This is a genomic window from Dyella sp., from assembly GCF_036384435.1.
Lineage (GTDB): Bacteria > Pseudomonadota > Gammaproteobacteria > Xanthomonadales > Rhodanobacteraceae > GSA-30.
The window spans coordinates 1-25,066 of record NZ_DASVMI010000175.1; the positions used below are offsets into that span (position 1 = coordinate 1).

General features: G+C 61.6%; 18 protein-coding genes. 7 read left to right on the forward strand and 11 right to left on the reverse strand.

The window, feature by feature from the left end; translation table 11 throughout:
- Together VF436_RS18580 and VF436_RS18585 are read left to right on the forward strand one after the other, a co-directional pair.
- A partial coding sequence (locus tag VF436_RS18580) for an IS3 family transposase (RefSeq protein ID WP_330905534.1) occupies window positions 1-115 on the forward strand: 115 nt, incomplete at its 5' end.
- Between the two features lie 253 nt (window positions 116-368).
- A complete protein-coding gene (locus VF436_RS18585; protein WP_330905535.1) occupies window positions 369-818 on the forward strand; it encodes a hypothetical protein in 450 nt (149 codons plus the stop codon).
- A 222-nt stretch (window positions 819-1,040) separates the two neighbouring features.
- On the opposite strand, the gene VF436_RS18590 is transcribed toward VF436_RS18585, so the two are convergent.
- A complete protein-coding gene (locus VF436_RS18590) occupies window positions 1,041-1,781 on the reverse strand; it encodes a siderophore-interacting protein (RefSeq protein ID WP_330905536.1) in 741 nt (246 codons plus the stop codon).
- Window positions 1,778-2,578 carry an O-methyltransferase gene (locus VF436_RS18595; RefSeq protein WP_330905537.1) on the reverse strand — a complete coding sequence of 267 codons (801 nt, stop codon included), beginning with the start codon at window positions 2,576-2,578 and terminating at the stop codon, window positions 1,778-1,780. The genes VF436_RS18590 and VF436_RS18595 overlap by 4 nt, the downstream gene beginning before the upstream one ends.
- A 53-nt stretch (window positions 2,579-2,631) precedes the next feature.
- Between VF436_RS18595 and VF436_RS18600 the strand changes: the two genes are divergently transcribed.
- Entirely contained in the window at window positions 2,632-3,477 is an 846-nt protein-coding gene (locus tag VF436_RS18600) for a helix-turn-helix transcriptional regulator (RefSeq protein WP_330905538.1), read from the forward strand.
- A 21-nt stretch (window positions 3,478-3,498) separates the two neighbouring features.
- On the opposite strand, the gene VF436_RS18605 is transcribed toward VF436_RS18600, so the two are convergent.
- The 3 genes from VF436_RS18605 to VF436_RS18615 form a co-directional block, all read right to left on the reverse strand.
- On the reverse strand, window positions 3,499-7,320 hold the full coding sequence (locus tag VF436_RS18605; RefSeq protein ID WP_330905539.1) for a M48 family metallopeptidase: 3,822 nt from the start codon (window positions 7,318-7,320) through the stop codon (window positions 3,499-3,501).
- Between the two features lie 154 nt (window positions 7,321-7,474).
- The gene (locus VF436_RS18610; protein WP_330905540.1) at window positions 7,475-9,055 is read right to left on the reverse strand and encodes a M28 family peptidase; all 1,581 of its coding nucleotides are present in this window, start codon (window positions 9,053-9,055) and stop codon (window positions 7,475-7,477) included.
- A gap of 89 nt (window positions 9,056-9,144) precedes the next feature.
- On the reverse strand, window positions 9,145-9,870 hold the full coding sequence (locus VF436_RS18615; RefSeq protein ID WP_330905541.1) for a response regulator transcription factor: 726 nt from the start codon (window positions 9,868-9,870) through the stop codon (window positions 9,145-9,147).
- Window positions 9,871-10,113: 243 nt separating this feature from the next.
- Here VF436_RS18615 and VF436_RS18620 point away from each other — a divergent pair, with 243 nt between their 5' ends.
- Both VF436_RS18620 and VF436_RS18625 read left to right on the forward strand, forming a co-directional pair.
- Entirely contained in the window at window positions 10,114-10,749 is a 636-nt protein-coding gene (locus tag VF436_RS18620) for a rhomboid family intramembrane serine protease (RefSeq protein WP_330905542.1), read from the forward strand.
- 18 nt (window positions 10,750-10,767) lie between these two features.
- A complete protein-coding gene (locus VF436_RS18625) occupies window positions 10,768-12,114 on the forward strand; it encodes an amino acid permease (protein WP_330905543.1) in 1,347 nt (448 codons plus the stop codon).
- Between the two features lie 135 nt (window positions 12,115-12,249).
- Here the strand turns inward: VF436_RS18625 and rapA are convergent, their stop codons facing one another.
- The 5 genes from rapA to VF436_RS18650 form a co-directional block, all read right to left on the reverse strand.
- A complete protein-coding gene (gene rapA / locus VF436_RS18630) occupies window positions 12,250-15,090 on the reverse strand; it encodes an RNA polymerase-associated protein RapA (RefSeq protein ID WP_330905544.1) in 2,841 nt (946 codons plus the stop codon).
- A 180-nt stretch (window positions 15,091-15,270) separates the two neighbouring features.
- On the reverse strand, window positions 15,271-15,948 hold the full coding sequence (locus VF436_RS18635) for a Fe2+-dependent dioxygenase (protein ID WP_330905545.1): 678 nt from the start codon (window positions 15,946-15,948) through the stop codon (window positions 15,271-15,273).
- A 157-nt stretch (window positions 15,949-16,105) separates the two neighbouring features.
- Window positions 16,106-18,439 (reverse strand): catecholate siderophore receptor Fiu, encoded by a 2,334-nt coding sequence (locus VF436_RS18640; protein WP_330905546.1) that lies wholly within the window; start codon window positions 18,437-18,439, stop codon window positions 16,106-16,108.
- Window positions 18,440-18,572: 133 nt separating this feature from the next.
- Entirely contained in the window at window positions 18,573-18,701 is a 129-nt protein-coding gene (locus tag VF436_RS18645) for a hypothetical protein (RefSeq protein WP_330905547.1), read from the reverse strand.
- Window positions 18,702-18,803: 102 nt separating this feature from the next.
- Window positions 18,804-20,942: a M13 family metallopeptidase gene (locus tag VF436_RS18650; RefSeq protein WP_330905548.1), complete on the reverse strand. Its 2,139-nt coding sequence runs from the start codon at window positions 20,940-20,942 to the stop codon at window positions 18,804-18,806.
- A gap of 427 nt (window positions 20,943-21,369) precedes the next feature.
- Between VF436_RS18650 and VF436_RS18655 the strand changes: the two genes are divergently transcribed.
- Window positions 21,370-23,073: an alkaline phosphatase family protein gene (locus VF436_RS18655; protein WP_330905549.1), complete on the forward strand. Its 1,704-nt coding sequence runs from the start codon at window positions 21,370-21,372 to the stop codon at window positions 23,071-23,073.
- 35 nt (window positions 23,074-23,108) lie between these two features.
- Window positions 23,109-24,740 (forward strand): multicopper oxidase family protein, encoded by a 1,632-nt coding sequence (locus VF436_RS18660; RefSeq protein WP_330905550.1) that lies wholly within the window; start codon window positions 23,109-23,111, stop codon window positions 24,738-24,740.
- Between the two features lie 131 nt (window positions 24,741-24,871).
- On the opposite strand, the gene VF436_RS18665 is transcribed toward VF436_RS18660, so the two are convergent.
- Window positions 24,872-25,066, reverse strand: a 195-nt coding sequence (locus VF436_RS18665) for a histidine phosphatase family protein (RefSeq protein ID WP_330905551.1), incomplete at its 5' end; no start/stop codon positions are given.

The window sequence follows — 25,066 nt, forward strand, 5'->3', positions numbered from 1 at the left end:
CTCGGACGTATTCGATTACATCGAGATGTTCTACAACCCGATTCGCCGGCACAGTTTCGCCGGCGACCTGTCACCGGTAGAGTTTGAACGGCGCTATGCGCAAAGCGGCTCGTGAGTGTCTACAAAAATCTGGGCGGTCCAATTCCCTGAAGTGAGGGAGTCGCCTGGGCCGTGATGGTCAATGAGATGATTGCTTCGTCTCGATCCAGGCGTGATCGTTCGTTCTGATCAGAGTAGCCAGTTGACCAACGACGGCAGGGAGCTTTCCTGAAAGCTCACAGCACCGTGGTAAGCACGAGTCGACGCGGGAACTACCAGGGCAACGTGTTGGTTTTTTGGGGAAACACCTATTGCAGATGGAAGTGACCATGAGATTTGAAGTATACGTAAGGGCGGAAGCCTCAGAGGATGATCTGGCCGAATTGCAGAGTAGGTGCTCGTTGCATGGCATCAAGGGCGACATGGTTACGCGACGACACGTGCCCGCTGCGGCCATTGCAAATGGCGCCAGGGCTATTTATTGGCGATCAGAAATCTTCCCGGTTGAAAACGAATTCCCGGAAGATGCTCTGCTGAGAGTTGTTGATTCGTTGAAGAAAGTCGCATCCGATATCAGATTGACTCACGACATAAAATTTTCATCCGAAATTGTCGGTTATTATTCTTCTTCGGATTCGCCTGGAGGTTTTTATGTGTCTGCAAGTTTAATTAAGAGCTTGGCAAGCGTGGATGCTGATTTGGATATCGATGTGGTCCATGACCTTGAGGTCAAGGATGACTCGATCACACGTGATGGAGGTGACTATGTCGTTATTTGATGGGTGCTCGTTGCCAAGGTCAGCGGTTTGCGTACGAATTCGCTAATGGATAGCTTCGTAAGCGAAAGTCCGATTTGGAGGCCGGAACATCAGTCCTGTTAAGCGTTTTGGTCTCCATCGAGCTGCGTCTTGCGCATGAGAATGTGAGTGCCTAAGGAGTCCTGGATGGTCCAAGTGCTCAAGCTGCGGGCCTAAGTTGGGGGCGCACGCACTATGCGACAATCAATCCAGGCCCGTTTTTCCTGGCGCCCAATAGGGCTTGGCCAGCAAGCGCGAGGAGGGTACGCCCAGCGTCTTGAGGGCGCGGCGCAAGCGCTGGATGGTGGCGGCCTTGCCGGTCAGGACGAATGTGGCTTCACCCGTGGCCAACGAGGGCAGGCACTGTTCGATGTCGAGAAGGTGAGTGTCGTCGTGCTTGCGCTCGAAAAGTTTACCTTTGGTCATGCCAAGCCTGGCTAGCACTTCACCGGATCGGCCAGCGTGATTGACCTCGAACAGGCAGGGGACGGCAGCGCCGGGCGTGCGATGTGTCAGTGCATAAGCAAGGCCGATCGAGGTTTCATCACCGAGCACCACGAGCTTGCTGGCACGACCGGCATCGAGTGACGCACGTGGGCCGAATACGTCACAGGTATCACCGGGGCTGGCATCACGAATCCACGCGCCACCGGGGCCCTCACCGTGCACGTAGCCCAGGATGCGGGTTTGCCCGGTGACGGCATTCCATTCGATCGGCGTGAACGTGCGTGCGGCAAATGCCGATCCCATCGCTACCTGAATCTTCTGACCGGGAGCCCACGACAGCCCCATGAATTGAGGGCTGGTGAGCGTGAGGAGGCGGAAGTCCGCTGCGATGTCGTCGACCGCCACGATGGACGCCTGCTTCATCAGCATGCGGATCAGGGCGCGACTCAGGCGTCCTTGTGGTCGTGTGGAAGGGGTACTGGCACCTTGTACCGTCATCGCGTCACCACGCTGAATTCGTTGCCACGACCGGCGTTGATGGCCAATGGCTGCGATAGATAGCCGTTGGCGGGATCGCGGACGTAGATCAGGTATTCGTTGTCGTGGTCGAACGCGTTTTCCGCCAGCACGGGCGTGCCGGTTTTGAGGTGGGGCTCAAGCAGTTTCAGTATGGGCAGATAGAGGCTGAATGCACCATCGAGCAATACCAGGTCCACCTCGCCGCCGACATCGACAAGCGTTTCGCGTGCGTCGCCGACGCGAATCTCCACGAGATCGGCAAGGCCTGCTGCTTCCAGGTTGGCGCGTGCGCGCGCTGCCTTGGTCGGTTCGAGTTCGGTACCGATCAGCAGGCCGCCACCCATGTCGCGCAGGGCCGCTGCCAGGAAAATGGTCGAGATGCCCATGGAGGTGCCGAACTCGACGATGCGCGTCGCCTTGCGTGCGCGCGCGCACTGATAGAGAAAGCGTCCATACTCGGGGGCGACATTGAGGAAATGATCGACGTGACGGTGGTACAGGCCGCGGATGTCACGGCGCTCTTCGGCCAGATGCGTGCTGATGATGTCGGCGATGAAGGCTTCGGAATCTTCTGCATGGCTGAAGGAATCCATGAGCGACCGGTCGGCTTGCTCGGCTTGGTCAAACAGGTGATGCAGGGTTTGGGCGACGCGCCCGCTGCTGAGTGAATCCATTGCATTTGACTCCGGGATCAGGCGGCGGCGGGGATATCCGCGTGCCGTCCCGGCATCGTAGGTAGCTCCGGTCCTGGCGGCATTGGCAAATATTGCCAACATATGCGGAAATCCCGCCAATCGAGCCAATGTGCCTCCAGAACGGATCGACCGCCATGCCCGTCCTCCACGAAAGCTCCGATCCGATCGAGTGGGTCGATCCGGATCAGGTGCCGCGTACCGTGGTGACCTTCGCCGCCATCGGCATCGATTCGGCCACGCTGGATCAGCGCGAAGCCGATTTTCATCGTCGCAAGGAGGCCGACTTTCATCGCCACCGCAAGGCTCAGTTGCTGTTTCCGATGCGGGGCGTGTTTACGTGCGAACTGGAAGGCGGTTTATGGATCGCGCCGGCCCAGAGTGCGATCTGGATACCGGGTGGCGTCATGCACAAGGTCAGGGCCACGGGCATGATCGAATGCTATGTGGTGTTCATCGATCCGGCATTCACGGCCCGTCTGCCATCGGCCTGTTGCGCGATTTCCACCACGCCGTTGCTGCGCGAGTTGTTGATTCGTTCGGCCAGCCTGCCTTTGCTCTATCCCGACGATGGCCTGGAGTCGCATCTGGTCGCGCTGCTGCTGGACGAACTGGCGTTGGCGCCGACCGGGAACCTGCATCTGCCCATGCCGACCGATGCGCGACTGCGCCGGATCGTGCAAATGATCATGGCCAACCCGGCCGATCGCGGCACCATGCAGGCGTGGGCGCGGCGCGTGGGAGTCAGCGAGCGTACGCTGGCCCGATTGCTGGTGCAGGAGACGGGCATGAGTTTCGGCCGCTGGCGCCAGCAGCTTCATCTGATGCTGGCGGTGGAATGGCTGGCCGGCGGATCGTCGGTGCAACAGGTTGCCGATGGCCTTGGCTATGAAAGTGCGGGCAGCTTCGTAACCATGTTTCGCAAGGCTCTGGGTACGTCGCCGGGGCGCTACATGGCCGAAAGACGTGTCCTCGGGGCATAAGTGCCCCGAGGACCGTGGTGTTTACATGCCCATGTAGGGACGCTCGCTGACGAACAAGGCGCGCCCAGCCAACTGGCGCCAGTTGTCCGGTGTGCGATTGCCAAGAATGAACACACTCGCTGCATAGGCCTGGGCGCGCTGGAACAGCGGAAAGCCGGCCAGGGCCCTGTCAGCGTCTTCCAGGCGGCCGGCGCGGCATAGCGCCAGGAATCGCTGCATGTTCTGCGGTATCTCGATGGAGGCCAGCGAACTGTGGTCGAACTGGCTCATGAGCGCCTTGATCTTGGGCGTGTCCGGATTGCTTCCTTCGGCCAGGGCGATCCACAAGGTCTGCGGGTCGACACCTGCCTCGGCTGGCAGTGCCTGCGCCTGTGCCCGCAGGTCGGCGGGCGCACCGACCGAGGCGGCCGCCATGCGCAGCACATGGGCGCTGAGAGGCGAATGAGCCGCCGTGTTGACTGCCCCAGTCAGGTCGCCCTCGCCGATCATCTGGATCGCACGCTGCGGTCCCTTGGGTGTCGGCGAAAACGGCTCATAGGCGATGGCGTTCTCCACGTACGGCGAATCCTTGGCCATCTCGATCGCGTGCGTGGTGGCAAGGGCGCGGTCGGCAATGCGCTCAAGGCGCAGCACCTCGGTGGCGGCGTTGGTTCGCAGCACCGGGTTGCTGGCGGTGGCTGCTTTCTCCGCGGCCAATGCTTCGCTGTAGTGTTGTTGTTCTGCCTCGGTGGCACCGGCGGCCATGGCAAACCATGCCGATTGCGGCCAACGGCGATAGCCATCCAGAAAGGCCTGGTCACGAGCGGCGCCCGAGGGGAGGCAGCGCGTGGCCAGATAGGCCAGGTCCGGCTGATCGGGCGCCGCCTGTGCATGGGCACGATGGCGGGCACATACCTCATCGTGAGCCGCGCCCAAGGTGGAGTCCTGCTCGGCGCGCAGGGCGGTGACGTCGTTGGGGTAGTGCGTGAGCCTGGCCGATAGCGCCTGGCCAAAGCCATCCTGATCCTGGGCCATGTTCATCCAGTTGGCGAGGAATGGCGAATCGGGTGCGTCGAAACGGGCATGAGCCAGCAGCATGGCCTGCGCGGATGCCTTGTCGTCGACGACTCCGACCAACTCCTCCGGCGTCGCGTCGGAGAAGGCACCGATCACGCTGCGCGTTCCGCTGCCGGTCTTGCTGGAGATGTGGTCCGGTGGTGTTTCGAACAGGTAATCGGCATTGGCCGACTGCCAGCGCTGCGGAGTCATCACGTTATCGGGCCCCTGGAATGCGGAGCCGTAGCTGGCGGTCCAGCGGTGCAGCGGCATGGCGGCAGCCACCGTGTACACCAACGAAGATTGACCCGGCGACACATGGCCGACGAAGTCTTCCACCGGTTCGTGGTCGGATGTGCGCGTATTGACGGGCACGTCTCCCGAGCCCGCAATGGTTATCTGCTGGTGTCTGCCTGGGGGCAAGGCGACGTCCTGGCCATCAATACGCACCACGACATCGCGCGCCAGGCCGTTGTAGATCGTCAGTTGCGATCGTCCGACAAACCAGGCGCATGCCAGCACGCCGCCGATGATCGTCAGCGCGGCGACACCACGAGCCAGACCGGGGAAAAAGCCGGTCGCACTCTGGAACTTCTCCCAGAAATCAGCGTTGCGCCCGTGCTGTCCACGTTCGGCCCCGACGACTACGGTGTGGTATTCCACCGGCATGCTTGGCACGTGCTCGGGCGCCTGGCCAGGAAATACATCTTGCGTGGCCGCGGCGATTTTGGCTTCCGTGACCAGTAGTTCATCGAGGGCGCTGTCGCGCAGCGCGGACAGGCGCCGGGCTGCGTGTTCGACCCAGCCATCGACCAGGCGCAGCCAGTCGTTGATGTTGGCGCGGACGGGCGCGTTGAGGCCATACTCGCCCATCAGGCCCTGCCAGGTTGCATGGCCGAGTTCTTCCAGCAGCACACTGCCGGGCTTGACCGTCGATGCATGCTCGAACACTTGGCTGAGCGCGCGATGCACGTCGCTTGCGCAGGCCAGGATGTTGCGCACTGCCTTTTCGCTGATGCTGCCTCGCGACGTGGCCTGGCGCCAGTTACGCCATAGGCTCGCCTGGGCATCGCGAACATTGGTCAATGCATGCTCGGCGTAGTGCAGCGTCTGTATGAGACCTTCCAGATAGTTGCGCCAAGCCGGTGAAATACGGGTCGCCGCTGACAGATGCAGGCTGCGAATACGCTTGAGCGCAGCATGCAGACTTTCACGAACCTGCTTGCGTTCCTGGTCGACCAGCGTGATGGCGGCGGGCAACTGCGAGCGTTTGAGGATGCTGCCGCGATGGCGAATGACGCCATCGGGCGCATCGTAGATGCGGTCGCGCAACGAGCAGAGCAGGGCGTGTTCGCGCTCCAGCGAGCGCAGTCGCTCCAACTCATCACCGAGGCTTTGCGGATAGAGCGATTCGATCTGGATCGGTTCGGTGATGGCGATCGTCTCATACAGCTCATTCGGACGCGCCACATGGCGAACCGGCGAAAAGCCCAGGTAAAGACCGCGATACCGAGCCTTGAGATGCTCGACCTCGAAATGACTGTCGAGCTGGCGCAGCGTTTCGCTGGTATCGACGATGGCGGCCTCGGTTTCTCCGACGATCGACTGTGTCATGCGTTCGCGCAGAGCTTGCGGTTGATCGAAGATCAGCCAGCCGCTGCGTTCGTCGGCCGGCGCGAACAGGTAAGTGCTCTTGGCATTGGCCTCGCGCTCGTGGTTCATCGGATGCGTCGACCACATGCGCGGAGGCTGCGCCAGTTCGGTCTCGAATACGCGGAACGAGGCGCCGCCCCCAACGGGCATCGACGGACGACGGCTGTAGTCAGGATCGTTGTAGATGATGCCAAGCTTGTCGGCGAGCGCATGCTGGATATCGAACATGTCTCGCGGTGGACGCTTGGCGGCGGTTTCGCTCTGCACGAAGCGCAACGTGCGATCCCATGCATCGTCGGCTACCGCCAGGCGGTGCAACGCGAGCACGAGCGCGTCGCTGCCACTGATCGACACCGCGACGCGGTCGGCCTGCATTTCCATTTCGCGGGACAAGGCACGCTGAGTGATGATCACCAGGCGGAAAATGAAGTCGACGATCGCACGCAAGGCCCACACGATGACGCCGAGCAGCCAGCCGATCCACGCCACGCGCAGGTCCTGGCGTGACAGGCCGCGCAGGAACCCGTCCAGTGCATCGCGGCGCGCGACGATATGCGATGCCACCTGCTGGGTCGTGTACACCCAGCGTCCCACGGCCATCGTGCGTTGGGCGAAGTGTCCGAATTCATGGGCGATCACGGCCTTCAGTTCGCCCAGGTTGAGCATGTTCACCAGGCCCAGCCCGATCTCCAGGTTCTTGCGCGAAGGAAAGATCAGGTTGAACAACGACAGGTGATAGAACACCGCCGCGTTGACGCTCGGTGATATGTAGACCTTGTGCGGGCGTGTCGCGCCGGTTTCGTCGGCCACGCGATCGAGGAAGGCGAACAGGCGCGGTTGTTCTTCACGCTTGAGTTCGATGCCGTCACCGGCGCTGCCCTTCCTGATGAAGAACAGTGCCTTGATCATGAAAAATGCCAGGAACAGGCTGCATGCGCCAACGAAGATCGGCGCGAAGCCGGCGTTTGCGCCGGCGCGTGCGACCTGCACGATGCCGGTATAGACGAACCAGCCCACCAGCGCGAAATAGACGAGGATGAATAACAGCAGGCCGCCGACGGCAATCCATGCACGCTGGCGGTAGCTGGCCGTTGGCCGCGCGAAGGTCGGCGGTACGTCCTTCGGGCCGTCCGGATAAATGGTTTCGATACTCATGTGTTCCTTTCCCCTGGTACATGCGGCGTCATCGACACCGCTCCCTTTCCCGCAGACTGCAAGTCCCGGGATGCGTGTTACCCGATCAACATGGCACGCCAGTCTTTTCCGCCTGGTTTCGCCCGTTGCGCATGGCTGTCAACGCAGGCAGCCGTCAGCGCGCCTCGACACCTTGCGGCCGCCTGAAATCGCTATCGGGTTTCCACTGCGGAAAGCTGGTTTCCATGGATAGTTTATCGCCAACCATATAGAGCATGCGCAGGTCTTCGATCGCGCCGCGCATGTCGAAGCCGTCACCGCCCTCGCGGGGCGCGCGGGCGGTGGTGGACGAGCTGGCGTAGAGAACCGGTATCCCGGCATTGGCGAAATTGATCTGGTCGGAGCGGAAGAAGAAGCCGCGCTCAGGCGCCTGGTCGGGCAGCACCGTACGGTGATGTACCCGTGCGGCTGCTTCCAGGTATTCGTCCAGTTGGGACTGGCCGTAGCCGATCAGGGCGATGGTCCGGTCCGGCCCCGCGATGGGGAGTGTGTCCAGGTTGATAGCCGCGACGGTCTGGCTCAGCGGCATAAGGGGATGCTCGACGTAGTAGCGTGAACCGAGCATGCCGGCATCGCCCAGTGCCGTGGCGACAAAGAGCAGGCTGCGATGTGGCTTGGGTGCGCTATGTGCAAAGGCTTCGGCGATTTCCAGCAATCCGGCCATGCCCGAACCACTGTCGACAGCGCGGCGCAAGGGATTGGCGTCGTGGCTGACCCGATCCCAGTGCGCCGAATACAGCACCACTTCCTGGGGCTGGCGGCTGCCGGTCACCTTGCCCACGATATTGAACGTATGCCTGGCAGTGACCGTGCTATCGATGCTCATGCTTCCTTTCAGCGGCATGGTTATCGCCTTGAAGCCGCGTTGCTCGGCACGCTGGCGCCATTGCTGGAAGTCCATGCCGGCGGAAGCGAACAACTGTTCGGCGGCCGCCTTGCTGAGCCATCCGGCCACCGGCAGCCGTGGTTCGCCAGCTTCAGGAGCGAGGCTGAGCTGGGGGCGCTTCCAGGCGTTTTGGACACTGCTCCACGGCGAACCCATGAAGGCATCGTCGTGCACGATGAATGCCGCCGCGGCGCCTTGTCGTGCGGCCTCTTCAAGCTTGTAGACCCATAGCCCGTAGTGCGTGAAGTTTCGTCCGCGAAACAGCGAGGGGTCCTGTCCACTCCAGCCCGGATCGTTGCTGAGCACGATCACCGTCTTGCCGCGTACGTCGATCCCGTCGTAATCGTTCCAGTGCTGATCCGGCGCGTCGACGCCATAGCCGACGAAGACCAGCGGCGAATGATCGAGCGCGGCATGGGCCTGGTTACCCGGTGAGCCCGCCAGCATCTGGTCGCCATAGGCGAAATCCAGCGCGGTGCCGCGACCGCCTTCGATGCTCAAATGGATAGACGCCGGATCGCGTAACGAGGTCTCAAGGTAAGGCACTTCCTGTAGCCACTGGCCGTTGTTGCCGGGCTCCAGGCCGATGCGCTTGAACTGCGCGGTGACGTAGTCGATGACGTGGCTTTCGTCCTGTCCACTGCTGCGGATGTCGGCCAGCGCACGCACGTGCACGGCCAGGTCACGCGCAACGATACCAGGCGAAAACGCCGTCGCGGCTGCAGCCGGACCGGCAGTTTGCCCTGGTTCGCCGTGATGGCAGGCGCCAAGGCAGAAAGCGGCCAGCAAGACCACCATCAATCGACGCATGGACGCCCCCTCGTTTTTCCCCTGGCGCAGATTAGCTGGACAGCCAGAGGCTGAAAACGCGCAAGATTTTGCGTTGAGCGATGGATTCTTCAGGCCTGTGCCGCACGCGTGACGCGCGCCGCCAGCATGTAGCCGATATGTCGGATGGTGCGGATCAATTGCGGCTGTGCAGGATCCGATTCCAGGTGCCGGCGCAAGCGGCTGATGCTCATGTCGATTGCCCGATCATTGGGCAGGTAATCTTTGTGATAGATATGCTCGACCAGGTATTCACGACTGACCTCGCGATTGGCCCGGTCCAGCAGGGCACACAGGACACGGTGGTCGGTTCGGCCGAGGCTGACGGACAGCCCCTGCGGTGAAGTCAATCGCGCGCAGCGCCGATCCAGACGCCAGCCTTCGAAAACCACCATAGGTGCATCGATCGGTGCGGCATCGGACTGCATGCGCACGCGGCGCAGCAGGGCGCGTACACGAGCGAGTAATTCACGCCCATCCCATGGCTTGGTCACATAGTCGTCGGCGCCCATTTCCAGGCCGGTGATGCGGCCTATGGCGGCTGCCGGAGTGCCCAGCATGATCAACGGAATACGGCCATGTGCCAGCAGGCGTCGGCACAGGGCCATGCCCTCGTCTCCCGGGCGTGTCATGTCGAAGATGACCAGGTCCGGTTGAGCGCGGGCGATTCGCAGCCACATGCCTCCGCCATCCGTGGCCGTATCGACCACGAAGCCGGCGCGGCTGAGTTCGTCAGCCAGGAGGGTGCGGGAGTTCGCGTCGTGGTCGACTACCAGGATGCGTTGCGGATCGGTCATGGTCTGGGTTCTGCGGCTCTGACAGGGGAGGGCGACGCGCTGGCAGGCCGACACGTCAGGCGGTAAATGCCACGTGCGAGGCAAAAGGTTCAGGCGTAGGCAGCCGAATCCGTAGTCGATTCGGTACGTGAGGCATTCAGGTAACACCGTGCCCGTCGATTCAAGGACTTGCAGGCACCTGCAACATGACGGGATCGCCGTCACCCGGTAGTCTTGACAGGTTGACCGTCACGGAACACCGCAATGCCCGATTTACCTCCCGTTACCCGCAACCTGTTGATCGCCAATCTGGTGGTATTCCTGCTGCAGTATTTTTTCCGGGAGCCGCTGCTGGTGTACGGCGCGCTATGGCCGCTGGGGCCGCACCAGTATGCAGAAGGCTATGACATCGGCTTCCAGGTCTGGCAAGTGGTTACTTATGGTTTCATGCATGGTGGCTGGCAACACCTGCTCTTCAACATGCTTGGCCTGTACATGTTCGGTGGGGTGATCGAGCAGACGTTGGGAGCGCGCAAGTTCGCCATCTACTACTTTGTCTGCCTGATCGTCGCTGCCGTCGCGCAACTGGCAGTGATGTACCTGTTTCCCAACGGCTTCTATCCCACGCTGGGTGCGAGCGGGGCGATCTTTGGCGTGCTGCTGGCCTTTGGCATGCTGTACCCACATGAAAAGGTGTTGCTGTTCATGCTACCGGTGCCGATGCCTGCCTGGTTGTTCGTCATCCTGTATGCGGCGGTGGAGCTGTTCCTGGGCGTGACCGGAACGCAGGCGGGCGTGGCTCATTTCGCGCACCTGGGTGGCATGGTCGGCGGCGTGGTGATGTTGCAGTACTGGCGCGGCAAGCTGCCGATCAAGCCCAAGCGTCGCCTGATGCGCTGACAACGGGTCAATCTGTCCATGAGCAATCACCTGCAGCGCAGGCTACGTCCGCGCCATATCGCCTTCATGGCGCTGGGCATGGCCATAGGCGCTGGGCTTTTCCTCGGCTCGGCCGATGCCATCCGGATCGCCGGACCCTCCGTACTCTTTGCCTACATGATCGGCGGCGTGATGGTCTTCATCATCATGCGCGCGCTGGGCGAAATGGCCGTGCATGATCCGGTCGCCGGCTCGTTCGCCACCTATGCACATCGTTACCTGGGGCCATTGGCCGGCTATCTCACCGGATGGAACTACTGGATCCTGATGGTGGGCGTTGGCATGGCCGAAAGCACCGCCGTGGGCATCTACATGAAAGCCTGGTTCCCCGACTGGCCCCAATGGATCTGGGTGCTGGCCTCGGTGGTGGTGATCGGCGGGCTCAACCTGATGACGGTACGCGTCTATGGCGAGCTGGAATTCTGGTTCACCGCGATCAAGGTCATCACCGTCATCGCCATGATCGTCGGCGGCGCGGCGATGATCTGGCTGGGCTGGGGCAACGGCGGCAAGCCGGTCGGGCTTGGCCACCTGTGGAGTCACGGCGGCTGGTTTCCGCACGGTGTGATGGGCATGGTGCTGTCGTTGTCGGTCGTGGTGTTCGCCTTTGGCGGCATCGAGACCATCGGCATGGCGGCGGCCGAAGCGGCCGATCCTGGGCGCACGATTCCGCGCGCGGTGAACTCGGTGCTATGGCGCATCCTGATTTTCTATATCGGTGCCCTTTTCGTCATCATGGCCCTGTACCCGTGGGATCAGTTAGGTTCCCAGGGCAGTCCTTTCGTGACGACATTCGCCAAACTGGGCATTTCGCAGGCAGCGGGCCTGATCCATTTCGTCGTGCTGACGGCGGCCCTGTCCGGCTTCAACAGCACGACCTTCAGCGCCAGTCGCATGTTGCAGAGCCTTGCCGCCAAGCATCACGCGCCAGGTTGGCTGGCACACGTGGGCGATCACGGCGTGCCGGTGCGTAGCGTGCTGGCGACGTTGGCCAGCTTGATGGTGGGCGTATGGCTCAACTTCTTGCTGCCGAAGGAGATCTTCTCCACCATGATGTCCATCCTGGCGTTCAATACCATCTGGACCTGGACCATGGTGCTGATCGCACACTTCAGTTTCCGGCGAAAGTTGAAAGAAGCGACCGCATTTCCGCTGCGCTGGTGGCCTTTCACCAGTGTGCTGTGCCTTGCGTTCTTTGCTTTCGTAGTATTCATGCTCGGGTACAATCCGCAGACACGCGTGGCGCTCTACATCGGCGCTGGCTGGATCGTGTTGCTATCGCTGGCCTACGCCTTGATGGGCAACGAGAAAAAGATCGCGGCATAAAGAGCAGCCTGCTCGCACTGCGCAGGCTCTACCTCCTCGCGCCTCACAGCGCCCACGGCGCTGCCTCATGGCAGGCACAGCGAGCGGCGCGCCCATGTTCCGCTCTCGGCTGTGCCCAGAGAGCAGAACATGTCTTCAGCGCAACGCGAGGAAATCAGGACTGACCACGAACCGCACAGCGTCCAGGCGCAAACGGGCCGTGGGAAGAACCTCAAGCAACGCGTTGCGTTCATCCGTCACGGCGGCGATTTCCGCATCGCTGATCGATGGGTTGATCGCCTTGAGCGCTGACAGGCGTGCAAGATCGGCATCGAGCGTATCGGTTGCCAGCGCCACCGCTTCGTCGATCGAGGCTTGTCCGCGTTGAGTGGCGGCAGCCTCGGCTTTTTCCAGCATGGGCGGCACCAGCTTGGCGAGAAACTTGCGATAGCGAGGCACTTCGATGTTGCGATCAGCGGCCTTGCGTACCGACGCATCGCTTGGCTGGAAGTCGGGCCGCTCGGCCAGGCGGGTATCCGTGGTGACCACGATCGGCATCGTCGGCAGGAAGCGTTCGATGTCGAGCTTGCGATCGGCGATGCATTCGAGCAGGAATACCGCCTGCAACAGTGCACTGCGTGGCGGCAGCGCATCGTCGACCATGAACGAAGCATTGCCTTGCTCGCCGGTCAAGGCCAGGTCCAGGGCCGCCGCGACCATGGGGTGATCCAGGCGAAGTAGCGGCAATTCCTCGCGGGCCAGGGCAGTGTCGCGATCGAAGGTAATCGATACCGGACCTTCGGCAAAACCCGGCAGCGCATCCGTGGACAGGTATTGCGGGTCGAGCATCAGCACCCGGGCGCTGAGTTCCTCGGCATGGATGCCGTATTGCTCCAGCAGGCGTTGCACGAAGGCATCGCGGGCCGGGTCGTTGTCCTCGCGCACGAATGCCGAGTGCAGGTCATCGGCGTGGGGGTCGCGACTGGCGGCCAGTTCCAGCAGGTGATCGCGCCCGGAGCGGATCAATTCGGCCATTTCCTCATGGGTGGCGCGGGTCTCGGCGATCAGCGCATCCAGCTCCTGGTCGCGACTGTCCACGCCCCGCGCGTGCTCGTCGGCCAGACGTGCCAGCGACGCCCCATAGCGTCGCAGCAGTTCACGGCCATCTGAGGGGCTGAAGCGGAACGCGTCGATACCCTGGTCATACCAGCGTGCAAGCACGTGTTGCGCGCTATCGGCGACGGCAAGCACGTGGATGCTGATGTCGTGTTTCTGGCCGATGCGGTCCAGGCGGCCGATACGTTGTTCGAGCAGGTCCGGATCGAGCGGCAGGTCCCACAGCACCAATCGGTGTGCGAACTGGAAGTTGCGACCTTCCGAGCCAATCTCCGAGCACAGCAGCAGGCGCGCGCCGTCGGCCTGGGCAAAATAGGCGGCATTGCGATCGCGCTGTACGATGCCCAGGCCCTCGTGGAAACGTGCCAGGCCGACGCCACTGCGTGTGCGCAGGGCTTCTTCCAGCGCCAGCACCTTGGCCTGGCTGCGGCAGATCAGCAGGAACTTGTCCTGCGGATGTTCGTCGAGCAGCGTGACCAGCGCATCCAGGCGCGGGTCAGTGGCGTAGTCCAGCTCAAGCGTCTGAGGCGGCTGCTGAATGTCGGCATGGAATTCTGCGAGCAGGCCTTGCCGAGCGTTGTCGCTCAGGTTGCCGGCATCGAGCACATGCCACACTGGCACGCGGGCGGGAAAGCCACCAATGCCTGCACGCCGGTTGCGGAACATGGAGCGGCCAGTGCCATGGCGATCGATCAGCGCAGCAAGGATCTCGCGTGCGTTTTCCGGCTTCTTCGTATCGGCCAGACGTGCCGAGAGCGCGGCATCGGTATGGAACATCTCGACCAGCCGGGTATGTTGATCGGCATCGAGCGGCTCGCTATCGAGCAGGGCATCGGTAATGGGTGACAGCGCCTGGAAACTATCGGCTTCGGCAAGATAGGCATCCAGATCGTGATAGCGCTGCGGGTCCAGCAGGCGCAGGCGTGCGAAATGTCCACTGCGGCCCAACTGCTCGGGCGTAGCTGTCAGAAGAATCACACCGGGTGTGACGGCAGCGAGCTTTTCCACCAGGGCGTAGCGAGGACTGGCTGCCTCCGGCGACCAAGCCAAGTGGTGGGCTTCGTCGACCACCAGGATGTCCCAAGGCGCTTCCAGTAATTGCTGGGCTCGCTTGGGCGACTGTTCCAGGAAACTGAAATCGGCAATGACCAGTTGCTCGTCTTCGAACGGATTGCTGTCGGGGTTGGATATGTCCAATGCCTCGCAGCGCTCCTCGTCATAGATGGCGAAGCTGAGATTGAAGCGGCGCAGCAATTCGACGAACCACTGATAGACCAGTGTATCGGGCAGCAGCACCAGGGCGCGCTGGGCGCGACCCGTCGCCAGCTGGCGCGCCAGGATCATGCCTGCCTCGATGGTCTTGCCCAGGCCCACCTCATCGGCGAGCAGCACCCGGGGTGGGCGACGTGCCGCGGCGATACCGGCCACGCGCAACTGATGCGGTACCAGTCCAATACGCGCGGCGCCAAGCCCCCAGGAAGGGGATCGGCGTGCGATGGCCCGGCGACGCAGACCTTCCAGGCGCAGCTCGAACTGGGCCACGGTGTCTGTGCGGCCACCGACGAGGCGATCGTCGGCCTGACTGACGCTCTGTTCGTCGTCGAGCTGGCCTTCATGCAATTCGCGGCCTTCGCCACGATAGATGAGCAGGTCTTCCTTGATTTCCACCCGCTCCACCAGGAAGGCGATGCCCTTGCCCGCCACGCGCTGCCCGGCGCGGAATTCCGCGCGTACCAGCGGTGCCGAGTCGATGGCGTAAGGCCGCAGCACGCCAGCCTTGGCGAAAAGCACCTGGACACCGCGCCCTTCGACGCGCAAAACAGTACCGAGGCCGAGCTCAGGCTCGGCAGTGGAAATCCAACGTTGACCGGGAACGAACATCAAGGGGACGCTTGCGACTTTCGGGGCCGCTGATTATCCGCCCTTGGCGGGCTGGTGGGAACCTTTTGGGGCAAAAGCGAGAAGCTAGTTAAGAGGAGTGAGAGAAGATCCCCGATTTACCGCCGCGGGCCCGGGCAGGTTTTCTCCGACTCCTTAACTCCTCTCGACGCACTCCTGCTCTCAGGTTTCTGACCACTGCCGCAGCAGGTTGTGATAGACGCCGGTGAGTTGAAGTACGGCACTGGCATCGGCGCCGGTGCGGGTGAGCGTCTGGATCGAGGTGTCGAGCTCGAAGAGCATGCGGCGACGGTTGTCGTCGCGGATCAGGCTCTGCACCCAGAAGAAAGCGGCCAGGCGTGCGCCACGCGTGACAGGCATGACACGATGCAGGCTGCTGGAGGGGTAGACGATCAGGTCGCCCGCCGGCAGTTTCACCTCATGTTCGCCATAGGTGTCGCTGATGACCAACTCGCCGCCCTCGTAGTTGTCCGGTTCGGCCAGGAACAGCGTGCACGAGATGTCGCTGCGCAGTTGTTCGCCGTTGGGCAACGACATCACCGCGCCATCGACATGGAAACCATATTCACCGCCGCCTTCGTAGCGATTGAAGCGAGGTGGCAAAGTACGTAGCGGCAGGGTGGCGGCATGGTAGACCGGATGCCGCGCCAACGCCTTGAGCACCTCGCGCGCCAGTTCCTCGCGCAGCGGTGAAGTATCCGGCAATTGCAGGTTGTGCTTGACCTTGGCGCCTTGAACTCCGACCGTCTCGCGCCCATCCGTCCACTCGGCCGCTTCCAGGCGCTGACGCATGCGCGCGACCTGGTCAGGGGAGAGCACGTTGGGAATATGCAGAAGCATGCCGCGATTCTAGGCTATCAGGAAGAAGATGGGAGATGGGCGCAAGTACGACACGGTTGGTAACCGGCAACGCAGCCAGCGCTGTGGTTGCATTGAGGCTTATCTCAGGTGCCGGGTTTTTGCGCCCCCCACGACCCATCTCCCGTTTCCCGAGTTATCAGAACCTCACATTCGCGGTCAGCATCGCCGAACGCGGGGTTCCCGGCGTGTAGCGATAACCGCTCTTGTTGATGGCGCCGACGTAGGTCTTGTCGAACAGGTTGTAGAGGTTCAACTGCAAGTCGAAGTGCTTGTTCACTGGATACGAGGCCATGGCGTCGAAGACCCAGTATGAGTTGATATAGGCGGGCGTGCCGACGGCGCCATCCGTGCCGCGCTTGAGTTCTCCTGTGTAACGCGCACCACCGCCGATGTTAAGGCCGAACGGCAGGTGGTATGTGGTCCAGGCGGTGAAGGCGCTCTTGGGCGTATAGGCCAGGTCGTCCGTGCCATCCTGGGTCACCTTGGTGCCGTTGATGACCTTGGCATCCATGGTGGTGAAGCCAGCGGTGATGGCCCAGTTCTCGGTGAGCTTGCCGACGGCTGAGAGTTCCACACCCTGCACGCGCTTCTTGCCGATCTGGTAGTACAACAGGTCGACCGGGTCCTGTACGAGGTCGTTGTTGACCACGGTGCGATAGATCGCGCCGGTCAGCAGCAGCTTGCCATCGATGAACTCCCACTTGGTGCCGGTTTCCACCGTATGCGCGCGCTGGGGATCGAGGTTGGGGTTATCGGCGCTGTTGGCCGAGCTGCTGAGCGCCAGGGTATTGCCGCCCGGTGGCTCCGACGACACGGCATAGTTGAAGTAGATGCTGCCGTTCGGCGCCGGCTTGTACAGCACGCCGAGCTTCCAGTTGGCCAGGTTGTCGCTCTTGCTGGCATTGAGGCCGCGAACCACAGTACCTGGTGGCAACGTGCCGCACACTGGGCCACCACGGCCACCGCAGGCCACCATGCTGGAGAAATCGGTGTTGTAGTGGTCAAGGCGCACGCCGGCGTTGACCTGCCACTGTTCGCCAAACTTCAGCGTGTCGAACACGTAGGCCGATGCCGTGTTGGTCTTGCCGGTGGTGTAAGCACCGTTGCGACCGTAGACCAGGCCGGAGACGTTTTCGTTCGGATCGTAGAGATTGGCTGCCGGCCAGGTCGTGCCGTTGAGCGGCACGATGCCGATCGTGGTGGCCTTTTCCTGTGTCAGCTCGATGCCGGTGCTCAGGTTGTGGGTGATCGCGCCGGTGTCGAAATTGGCCGTGACATTGGCCTGGTCGGTGATGATGCTGTTGTTCTGGTGCTTGAACGTCGGCAGGCTGCGTGTGATCTGCCAGGTGGACGGATCGTTGATATTGGGCGTCAGCAGCGTGGTGGCCGAAAGCATGTACGAGGTCAGCAGGTAATCCTGCGTGCTGCGGCCCCAGCGCAGCGTGTTGTGCAACGCCACGTTCGGCGTGAAGTCGTGTTCCAACTTCACCGTGAACATGTCCTGCTTGACGCGATCATGGTCGGCGGTGGTGCCGTAGAAGTTCGACGGGTCGACCGGGCGGGCATTGTTCAGTTGCGGACGGGTCGGGTCGGGCGTGGTAAAGCCCGGCAGGCCAAGCGTCGGCACGCCGCCATCGGGCACGTTGTCCTGCTTGATGTGCAAGTAATCGATGTAGACGCGTGTCGCTGTGCCCAGGCCGAAGGCGAAAGTCGGAGCGATACCCCAGCGATTGTTCTGGATTTCATCGCGCCCGGGCACACCGCTGTCCTGGCCCATCACATTGAGGCGGAAGGCGGAGGTATCGTTGACGACCTGGTTCCAGTCGGCGGTGACACGGCGACGATTGGCGCTGCCGTACGACAGGGATGCGCTGACCGCGTTGTCCAGTTCCGGCTGTTTGCTCACCAGGTTGACCGCACCGGTCGGCGCCGTGCGGCCGTTGTCGGTGCCGGCCGGACCCTTGGTCACTTCGACCTGTTCGATATTGAACACGTCGCGCGAGATGGTGCCCAGGTCACGCACGCCATCGACGAAGATGCTGCCGGACGTATCGAAGCCACGCATGTAGATGCCGTCGCCAGTGGTGGTGCTGCCGTTCTCGCCGACGAAATACGTGCCCACGCCCGGACTGTTGCGCAGCGCTTCGGTCAGCGTGCTGGCGCCTTGTTCCTGGATCAGTTCCTTGCCGATGACCTGGATGGTCTGCGTGGTATCCAGCAGCGGCTGGGTAAATTTGGGCGAAGAGACCTTGTCGATCTTGTAATTGCTGGCTGCCGTCGCATCGACCTGCATGCCAGGCAGGTCCTTGGTATTGGTCGTGGTGACTTCCGGCGCAGCGGCGTCACCCTCTGCGGCCAGGGCGGGCTGGACCAGCGCCAATCCGGTGAGCAGGGTAGCGGCGGTGGCCATGCCCAGGGCGGTCTGGGGCAGGCGAGTGACGGGGTGCTTGCGACTGGTGATATGAGCCATCGTTCTCTTCACTAAAGCAGGAAAACCAGGGCCGTCAGCCGAAGCACCTGATCGGGGCGGTTGGCTTGGACGGTCCTCAAGGACGTTGCTGGCGCCGTGACGGAGCTCCCTTGCATCCATGACAGGCAACGATTCATTGAATGTTATTTTTAATGAGAATGATTTGCAATAATAATTTGCTGCCGAGGCGTTGTGCCGGGCCTTGGGTCGTGCCGTCGAGAACTGCCAGATAAAAGGAGGGAAGCGGGGCGGCAAGCTTCAAGCTCTTGCTCCAGTCCCTGGGGCCGGCGTCATGCATGGCTGGCGGCCAAAAAAAGCCCCGCATAAGCGGGGCTTTTTACCTCGATACCTTGAGGTCAGGGCATTACCAGATCTTCACCTGCTTGTCGCCCGAACGAACCATGGCGTCGCCCGGCTTGCACTGGAAGGCCGAAGCGAAGGCTTCCATGTTCGACGGTGCGCCGATGGCGCGCAGAGACGCAGGGGAGTGCGGATCGACGTTGAGATACAGGACAGCCTGCTTCTCACGTACGTTGCCGCGCCACACGCGAGCCCAGTTCAGGAAGAAGCGCTGGTCCGGGGTGTAGCCGTCGATCTTCTGGTTGGCTTCTTCCGGATGGGCCTTGAGCGAGGTCTGCAACGCGTCATATGCCACGTTCAGGCCACCCAAGTCGGCGATGTTCTCGCCCAGGGTCAGCTTGCCGTTGACGTGCAGGTCCGGCTTGTCCTTGAGCGGGGTGTAGTCGTTGAATTGCTGCACCAGCTTGTCGGTACGTGCATTGAACTTGGCTTTGTCATCCTTGGTCCACCAGTCCTTGTTGTTGCCTTCACCGTCGAACTGCGAACCCTGGTCGTCGAAGCCGTGGCTGGCTTCATGACCGATCACGGCACCGATACCGCCATAGTTGATGGCGTCGTCGGCGTTGGCGTCGAAGAATGGCGGCTGCAGGATGGCGGCCGGGAAGTTGATCGTGTTGTCGGTCGGGTTGTAGTACGCATTGACCGTCTGCGGGGTCATGCCCCACTCCTTGCGATCGGTCGGCTTGCCGATCTTGGCAATGTCGTAGTCGTAGTTGAACTTCGACGCGGCCTGCGCGTTGGCAAAGAAGTTGTCCGGGGTAACCTTCAGGCCCGACCAGTCACGCCAGTTGTCCGGGTAGCCGATCTTGGGCAGGAAGGTGTTCCACTTGGCAACAGCCTTGTCCTTGGTTTCCTGGCTCATCCAATCGAGGTTCTGGATACGTGCCTTGAGGGCGTTGCGCACGTTGTTGACCAGTTCCTCGGCGCGCTGCTTGGCTTCGGGTTTGAACACCTTGGCCACGTACAATTGTCCAAGAGCTTCACCCATCTCGCCATTGACGGCACCCAGCACGCGCTTCCAGCGCGGCTTCTGCTTGGGCTGGCCGGACAGGGTCTGGCCGTAGAAGGCGAACTTGGCATCCTGGAAATCCGACGACAGGTAGTTGGCGGCATCGTCGATCGCGTGGAAGCGCAAATAGGCTTGCCAGGTGGTGATCGGGGCGGTAGCCAGCTGCTTGTCGAATTCGGCGAAGAACTTCGGCTGCGACAGCGAGAAGCCCTTTTCGATGGTGACGCCCTGGTCCTTGAAGAAGTTGTCCCAGTTGAAGTGCGGGGTGGCCTTGTTGGCTTCCTGCACCGTCACGAAGTGGTATTCATTCTTCAGGTCGCGCGCTTCGGTCGGGGTCAGCGACGCGGCGGCGAGCTTGGTCTCGAACTTCATGACGTCGTCGGCCTGCTTCTTGGCATCGGCTTCGGACACACCGGTCAGTTGCAGCAGCTTGGCGATGTATGCCACGTAGGCCGTGCGGATGTCGGCGTACTTGGGATCGGTGTAGTAGTCCTTCGTCGGCAGGCCCAGGCCGCCTTCGTTGGCATAGGCAATCTGAATCTTGGCGTCCTTGAAGTCGGCGCCCGAACCAAAGCCGAATACGAAGCCGTTGCCCTCGGCGTACTGCTTGCTGATGAAATCGGCAAGTTGCTTGCTGTCCTTCAGCGCAGCGATCTGGTCGAGTTCCGGCTTGAGTGGCTGCCAGCCGGCCTTATTGATTGCATCCTCGTTCATGCCCGAGCGATACAGCCAGCCGATCTTCTGCTCGATCGAGCCAGACTGCGCCTTGTCGGCGTCCTTGTCGGCTGCCTCGACAATGTCGTGCTGGGTGTTCAGGCTGTTCTCGGCGAGCTGGTCGAATGCACCCCAGCGGGTACGATCGTCGGGGATGGGGTTGGCGGCAATCCACTTAGAGTTGACGAAGCCGTTCAAGTCCGAACAGACGTTGATGTTGCTGTCCAGTTCACTGACGTCGAACACGCTCTTTTTGGCGCCAGGCGCGGTAGCGGTGCTGGTCGTGGCGGCCGGTGCGGCGGCGGTGGTGGTCTTGGCAGGTGCGGCCTGATCGGTCGGCGACTCCTGCTTGCCGCAGGCAGCCAGTGCCAGCGTAGCGCTGACAGCCAAGGCGAGCGGTTTCAGAAACGGCTTGGTCATAGATGTCCCTCGTAAAAAAGACGCCCCCGCGGGCGGTCATGTGTGCTTGAGTCAAGCCATGGCGAGCGCACTCGGCCGTGGTCATGACCCTTCAAACTAGGTCAATGGTCATGGGGTGGACAGTGTCAAAGGTCAGGGGCTCCCATCGCGTGCACTGATGCGTAGCGCGTCTGGATCGCTGCCTGGAGATTTGTCCTGAGTCCTGGCGATTTTGTTATAGAGTAACGCTGGCCTGGGGTCATGGCGCAAGCGGTACAAATGGCATGGTCAGGCCAGGACGAATCGTAACATATTGCGATTTGGGCGTTTGGACGTCCGAACGCATGTCTTGCGCTTGTTACGGGTGTGTCATCTGCGGCCTTTAGTCTGCGGGAAGTTTCGCACGTAGGGGGCGTGCGCAAACCCACCCACTTGGAGACTCCCCGCCATGCGCAATCGTCTAGCCGCTTGCCTAGCCGCCTGTTTGCTTACTGCTTCTGCCGCCTCCATCGTGCTTGCCCAGACCGACGATGTGTTACGGCATCGTGGCCCGCAGCCTTTCCGAACTGCCACGCCTATCAAGCACCTGGTCGTGATCTTCCAGGAAAACGTGTCGTTCGATCACTATTTCGGTACCTATCCGATTGCCGCCAACGGCAAGGGTGAACCAGCGTTCTATGCCAAGCCGTTCACGCCGGGCGTTAATGGCTTCAGTGCCAAGTTGCTGACCAGGAACCCGAACAAGCTCAATACGGAAAACGGCGACGGCGCTATCAACCCGTTCCGCCTGTCGCGCGCGCAAGCGGCGACCGCTGACCAGGATCACGATTACGCCGCCGAGCAGCTCGCCTTCAACGGCGGCAAGATGGATCTGTTTCCGAAGAACACCGGTACTGGTGAGACGCTGCCCGGCGGTAGCGCCTCGCAGAACGGCATCGGCCAGGTGATGGGTTACTACGATGGCAATACCGTCACGGCGTACTGGAATTACGCGCAGAATTTCGCCATGAGCGACAATAGCTACGGCACGACGTTCGGTCCTTCTACGCCGGGTGCGATCAACCTGATCTCCGGCCAGACCAATGGCATCGACCAGACGCTCAACGGCACCGGTGCCGAAGTGGACGATGGTAATGGTGGCCTGACCTTGATCAGCGATGCCGACCCGATCGACGACGTGTGCTCGTCGCCCAGTGGCAACCAGGTGCATTTCACCGGCAAGAACGTGGGCGACCTGCTCAATGAGCAGCATGTCACCTGGGGTTTCTTCGAGGGCGGTTTCGACCTGACCAAGACCAATCCGGATGGCAGTACCGGTTGTGGCCGGCAGACCCATTCGGATGTGACCAACACCACCAAGGCCGACTACATTCCGCATCACCAGCCGTTCCAGTACTACACCTCCACGGCCAATCCCACGCATGCGCGTCCGACGTCGGTCGCGGCGATCGGCAGCACCGATGCGGCCAACCACCAGTACGATATGGATGATTTCTATGCGGCGGTGGATAACGGCAACATGCCGGCGGTGAGTTTTCTCAAGGCACCCGGCTACCAGGATGGTCATGCCGGCTATTCTGATCCGCTCGACGAGCAGGCATTCGTCGTGCACGTGATCAACTTCCTGCAGCAGCATGACGAATGGGAAGATACGGCCGTCGTTATTGCTTATGACGACTCCGACGGCTGGTACGATCACCAGCCGGCGCCGCGCGTGAATGCGTCCAGCACCACGGATGACGCACTCGATGGCGCCGGCAACTGCGATGCGCGCGATACCCTCCCGGGTGTCAATGCCGACAACAAGCATGCCCAGGGACGTTGCGGCTACGGTCCGCGCCTGCCGATGCTGGTGGTGTCGCCGTGGGCGAAGCAGAACTATGTGGATCACAACCTCAGCGACCAAAGCTCGATCACTCGTTTCATCGAGGATAACTGGCTTGGCAGCAAGCGCCTGGGTGGTGGCTCGTTCGATGCGATTGCCGGTAAGATCGATACCATGTTCGACTTCCATCAGCCGTTCATTTTCGAACGCAAGTTGATCCTGGACGAGCAGACTGGCCAGCCGCGACAGCCCTGGTGGTGGCCGTTCTCGTTCAACGCCCCCGAGGCGTGGAACCATCGTTCGCGCCACACCACCAAGCTGGGTTGATGCATGACCGAAAGCGGCAGTGGAACACTCATGACATGGCGGCGCGCGTCTTGGATTTGACGCGCCGTCGGTTGCTCAAGATGACCGCGTTCGGCCTCACGGCCGGCGCGGTTCCCTGGCGCCTGCTGGCGCATGATATGCATTCGTCCTCAGGCAAGATGGTTGGCAGTTCGTTGTGCAAGCATGCCGCGACCGAGCCGGTGAGATTGCCGCCGATGCTCGATCCGATGCGGCTGAAAGCCTTCGTCGATCCCTTGCCGATTCCACCGGTATTGCGTGCGCCACGTGGCGAGACGCTGAAGGTCGTCATGCGCGAGACCGAGCAGCGCCTGCATCGCGATCTCAAGCCTACGCGCGTATGGACCTATGGTGGATGCATGCCGGGGCCCACGCTCGAGGCCGAGAGTGGCAAGCTGTTGCGCGTGGAGTTTCCCAATGATCTGCCTGGCAAGCATTTCCTGCCGATCGATCACCATATCCACGGCGCGGAAAAGAACCAGCCGGAAGTGCGCGCTGTTGTTCACTTGCATGGCGGCCGTACGCCAACCTCCAGCGACGGCTACCCGGATGACTGGTACGTACCGGGTAAGACACGCACCTATGAGTATCCCAACAAGCAGGATGCGGCCACACTTTGGTATCACGATCACGCGATGGGCATCAATCGCTTGAATATCTATGCCGGAATGTTCGGCATGGCGCTATTGCGCGACAAACACGAGCGGTCCCTGGGCCTGCCGCAGGATGAGCAGGAGATTCCACTGGTGCTATGCGATCGGATGATTACCGAAGATGCCCAGCTGTATTACCCAGTATCCGGCCAGCCCGATGCTCCCTGGGTGCCGGAAGTGTTCGGTAATGCCATGCTGGTCAACGGTGCGCTATTGCCTTACCTGGACGTGCAGCCGCGCCGTTATCGATTCCGAGTGCTTAATACGGCCAACGGCCGCTTCTTTCACCTGAGCCTGCGCGGACGCTTACCTTTCATGCAAATCGGTAGCGACCAGGGCCTGCTGGCCACGCCGGTCACACAGACCCATCTGCTGCTCGCGCCCGGCGAGCGGGCGGACCTGTTGATCGACTTCGCAGCGATGAAAGGCCAGAGCATCGAGCTGATGAACGATGCGTTGCCCCTCATGCAATTCCGTATCGGTAACGGTCAGGTGCACGACACCAGCAAGTTGCCGGAAAAGCTTCGCGATGTGCCGCGCATGCCCGAATCCATGGCGGTGAAGACGCGCCAGCTCACCTTGGACGAATATGCCGATTGCGTCGCCGAGCCGATGCTGATGTTGCTCGATGGCAAGCGCTGGCATGAGCCGGTCACGGAAAAGCCCAGGCTGGGCAGCACGGAGATCTGGAGCTTCGTCAACCTCACCGAAGATACGCATCCGATCCACCTGCATCTGGTGCGCTTCCAGATCCTCGATCGACGTCCCTTCGACATCAATACCTGGATGGACTCCAAGACGATTCGCTACAAGGGCCCGGCGCAGCCGCCACCGCCGCACGAGCAAGGCTGGAAAGACATCGTGCAGGTATACCCAGGCATGGTTACTCGAATCATCGCCACTTTCGATGGCTATGCCGGTCGCTATGCATGGCATTGCCATCTGCTTGAGCACGAAGCCAACGAAATGATGCGTCCATTCGAGGTGGTGGCGTAGGGGTGAGGAGCGAGTAGCTAGAAGTGAGGAGTTAGGAGTTAGGAATTAGGGGCTTGCGGGTTTTGTAAGCTCCTGGCCGGCAGGTCAGCATGTTGCGGCATGTCTTGAGTGTGCGCCCCCGTCTCCGTTTTTCAATGAGGTGGCAGATTCCACTGCTTGAGCACGCGATTCTCGCGCTCGAATCCCAGCACGCTTACCGTGGCCGTTTCCAGCACAAGGTGCGCTCCGGTGACGGCCTGTCCGTTCATCCAGCACCCGCCCAACACACGCAGGAAGTGCCCATGCGAGAACAGTGCGACACGGCCGGAGAGCGCCAGCAAGCGTTC

Coding starts and splice junctions, on each gene's coding strand:
- VF436_RS18585 (WP_330905535.1), top strand. CDS start 369: ATGAGATTTGAAGTATACGTAAGGGCGGAAGCCTCAGAGGATGATCTG.
- VF436_RS18590 (WP_330905536.1), bottom strand. CDS start 1,781: ATGACGGTACAAGGTGCCAGTACCCCTTCCACACGACCACAAGGACGC.
- VF436_RS18595 (WP_330905537.1), bottom strand. CDS start 2,578: ATGTTGGCAATATTTGCCAATGCCGCCAGGACCGGAGCTACCTACGAT.
- VF436_RS18600 (WP_330905538.1), top strand. CDS start 2,632: ATGCCCGTCCTCCACGAAAGCTCCGATCCGATCGAGTGGGTCGATCCG.
- VF436_RS18605 (WP_330905539.1), bottom strand. CDS start 7,320: ATGAGTATCGAAACCATTTATCCGGACGGCCCGAAGGACGTACCGCCG.
- VF436_RS18610 (WP_330905540.1), bottom strand. CDS start 9,055: ATGCGTCGATTGATGGTGGTCTTGCTGGCCGCTTTCTGCCTTGGCGCC.
- VF436_RS18615 (WP_330905541.1), bottom strand. CDS start 9,870: ATGACCGATCCGCAACGCATCCTGGTAGTCGACCACGACGCGAACTCC.
- VF436_RS18620 (WP_330905542.1), top strand. CDS start 10,114: ATGCCCGATTTACCTCCCGTTACCCGCAACCTGTTGATCGCCAATCTG.
- VF436_RS18625 (WP_330905543.1), top strand. CDS start 10,768: ATGAGCAATCACCTGCAGCGCAGGCTACGTCCGCGCCATATCGCCTTC.
- rapA (WP_330905544.1), bottom strand. CDS start 15,090: ATGTTCGTTCCCGGTCAACGTTGGATTTCCACTGCCGAGCCTGAGCTC.
- VF436_RS18635 (WP_330905545.1), bottom strand. CDS start 15,948: ATGCTTCTGCATATTCCCAACGTGCTCTCCCCTGACCAGGTCGCGCGC.
- VF436_RS18640 (WP_330905546.1), bottom strand. CDS start 18,439: ATGGCTCATATCACCAGTCGCAAGCACCCCGTCACTCGCCTGCCCCAG.
- VF436_RS18650 (WP_330905548.1), bottom strand. CDS start 20,942: ATGACCAAGCCGTTTCTGAAACCGCTCGCCTTGGCTGTCAGCGCTACG.
- VF436_RS18655 (WP_330905549.1), top strand. CDS start 21,370: ATGCGCAATCGTCTAGCCGCTTGCCTAGCCGCCTGTTTGCTTACTGCT.
- VF436_RS18660 (WP_330905550.1), top strand. CDS start 23,109: ATGGCGGCGCGCGTCTTGGATTTGACGCGCCGTCGGTTGCTCAAGATG.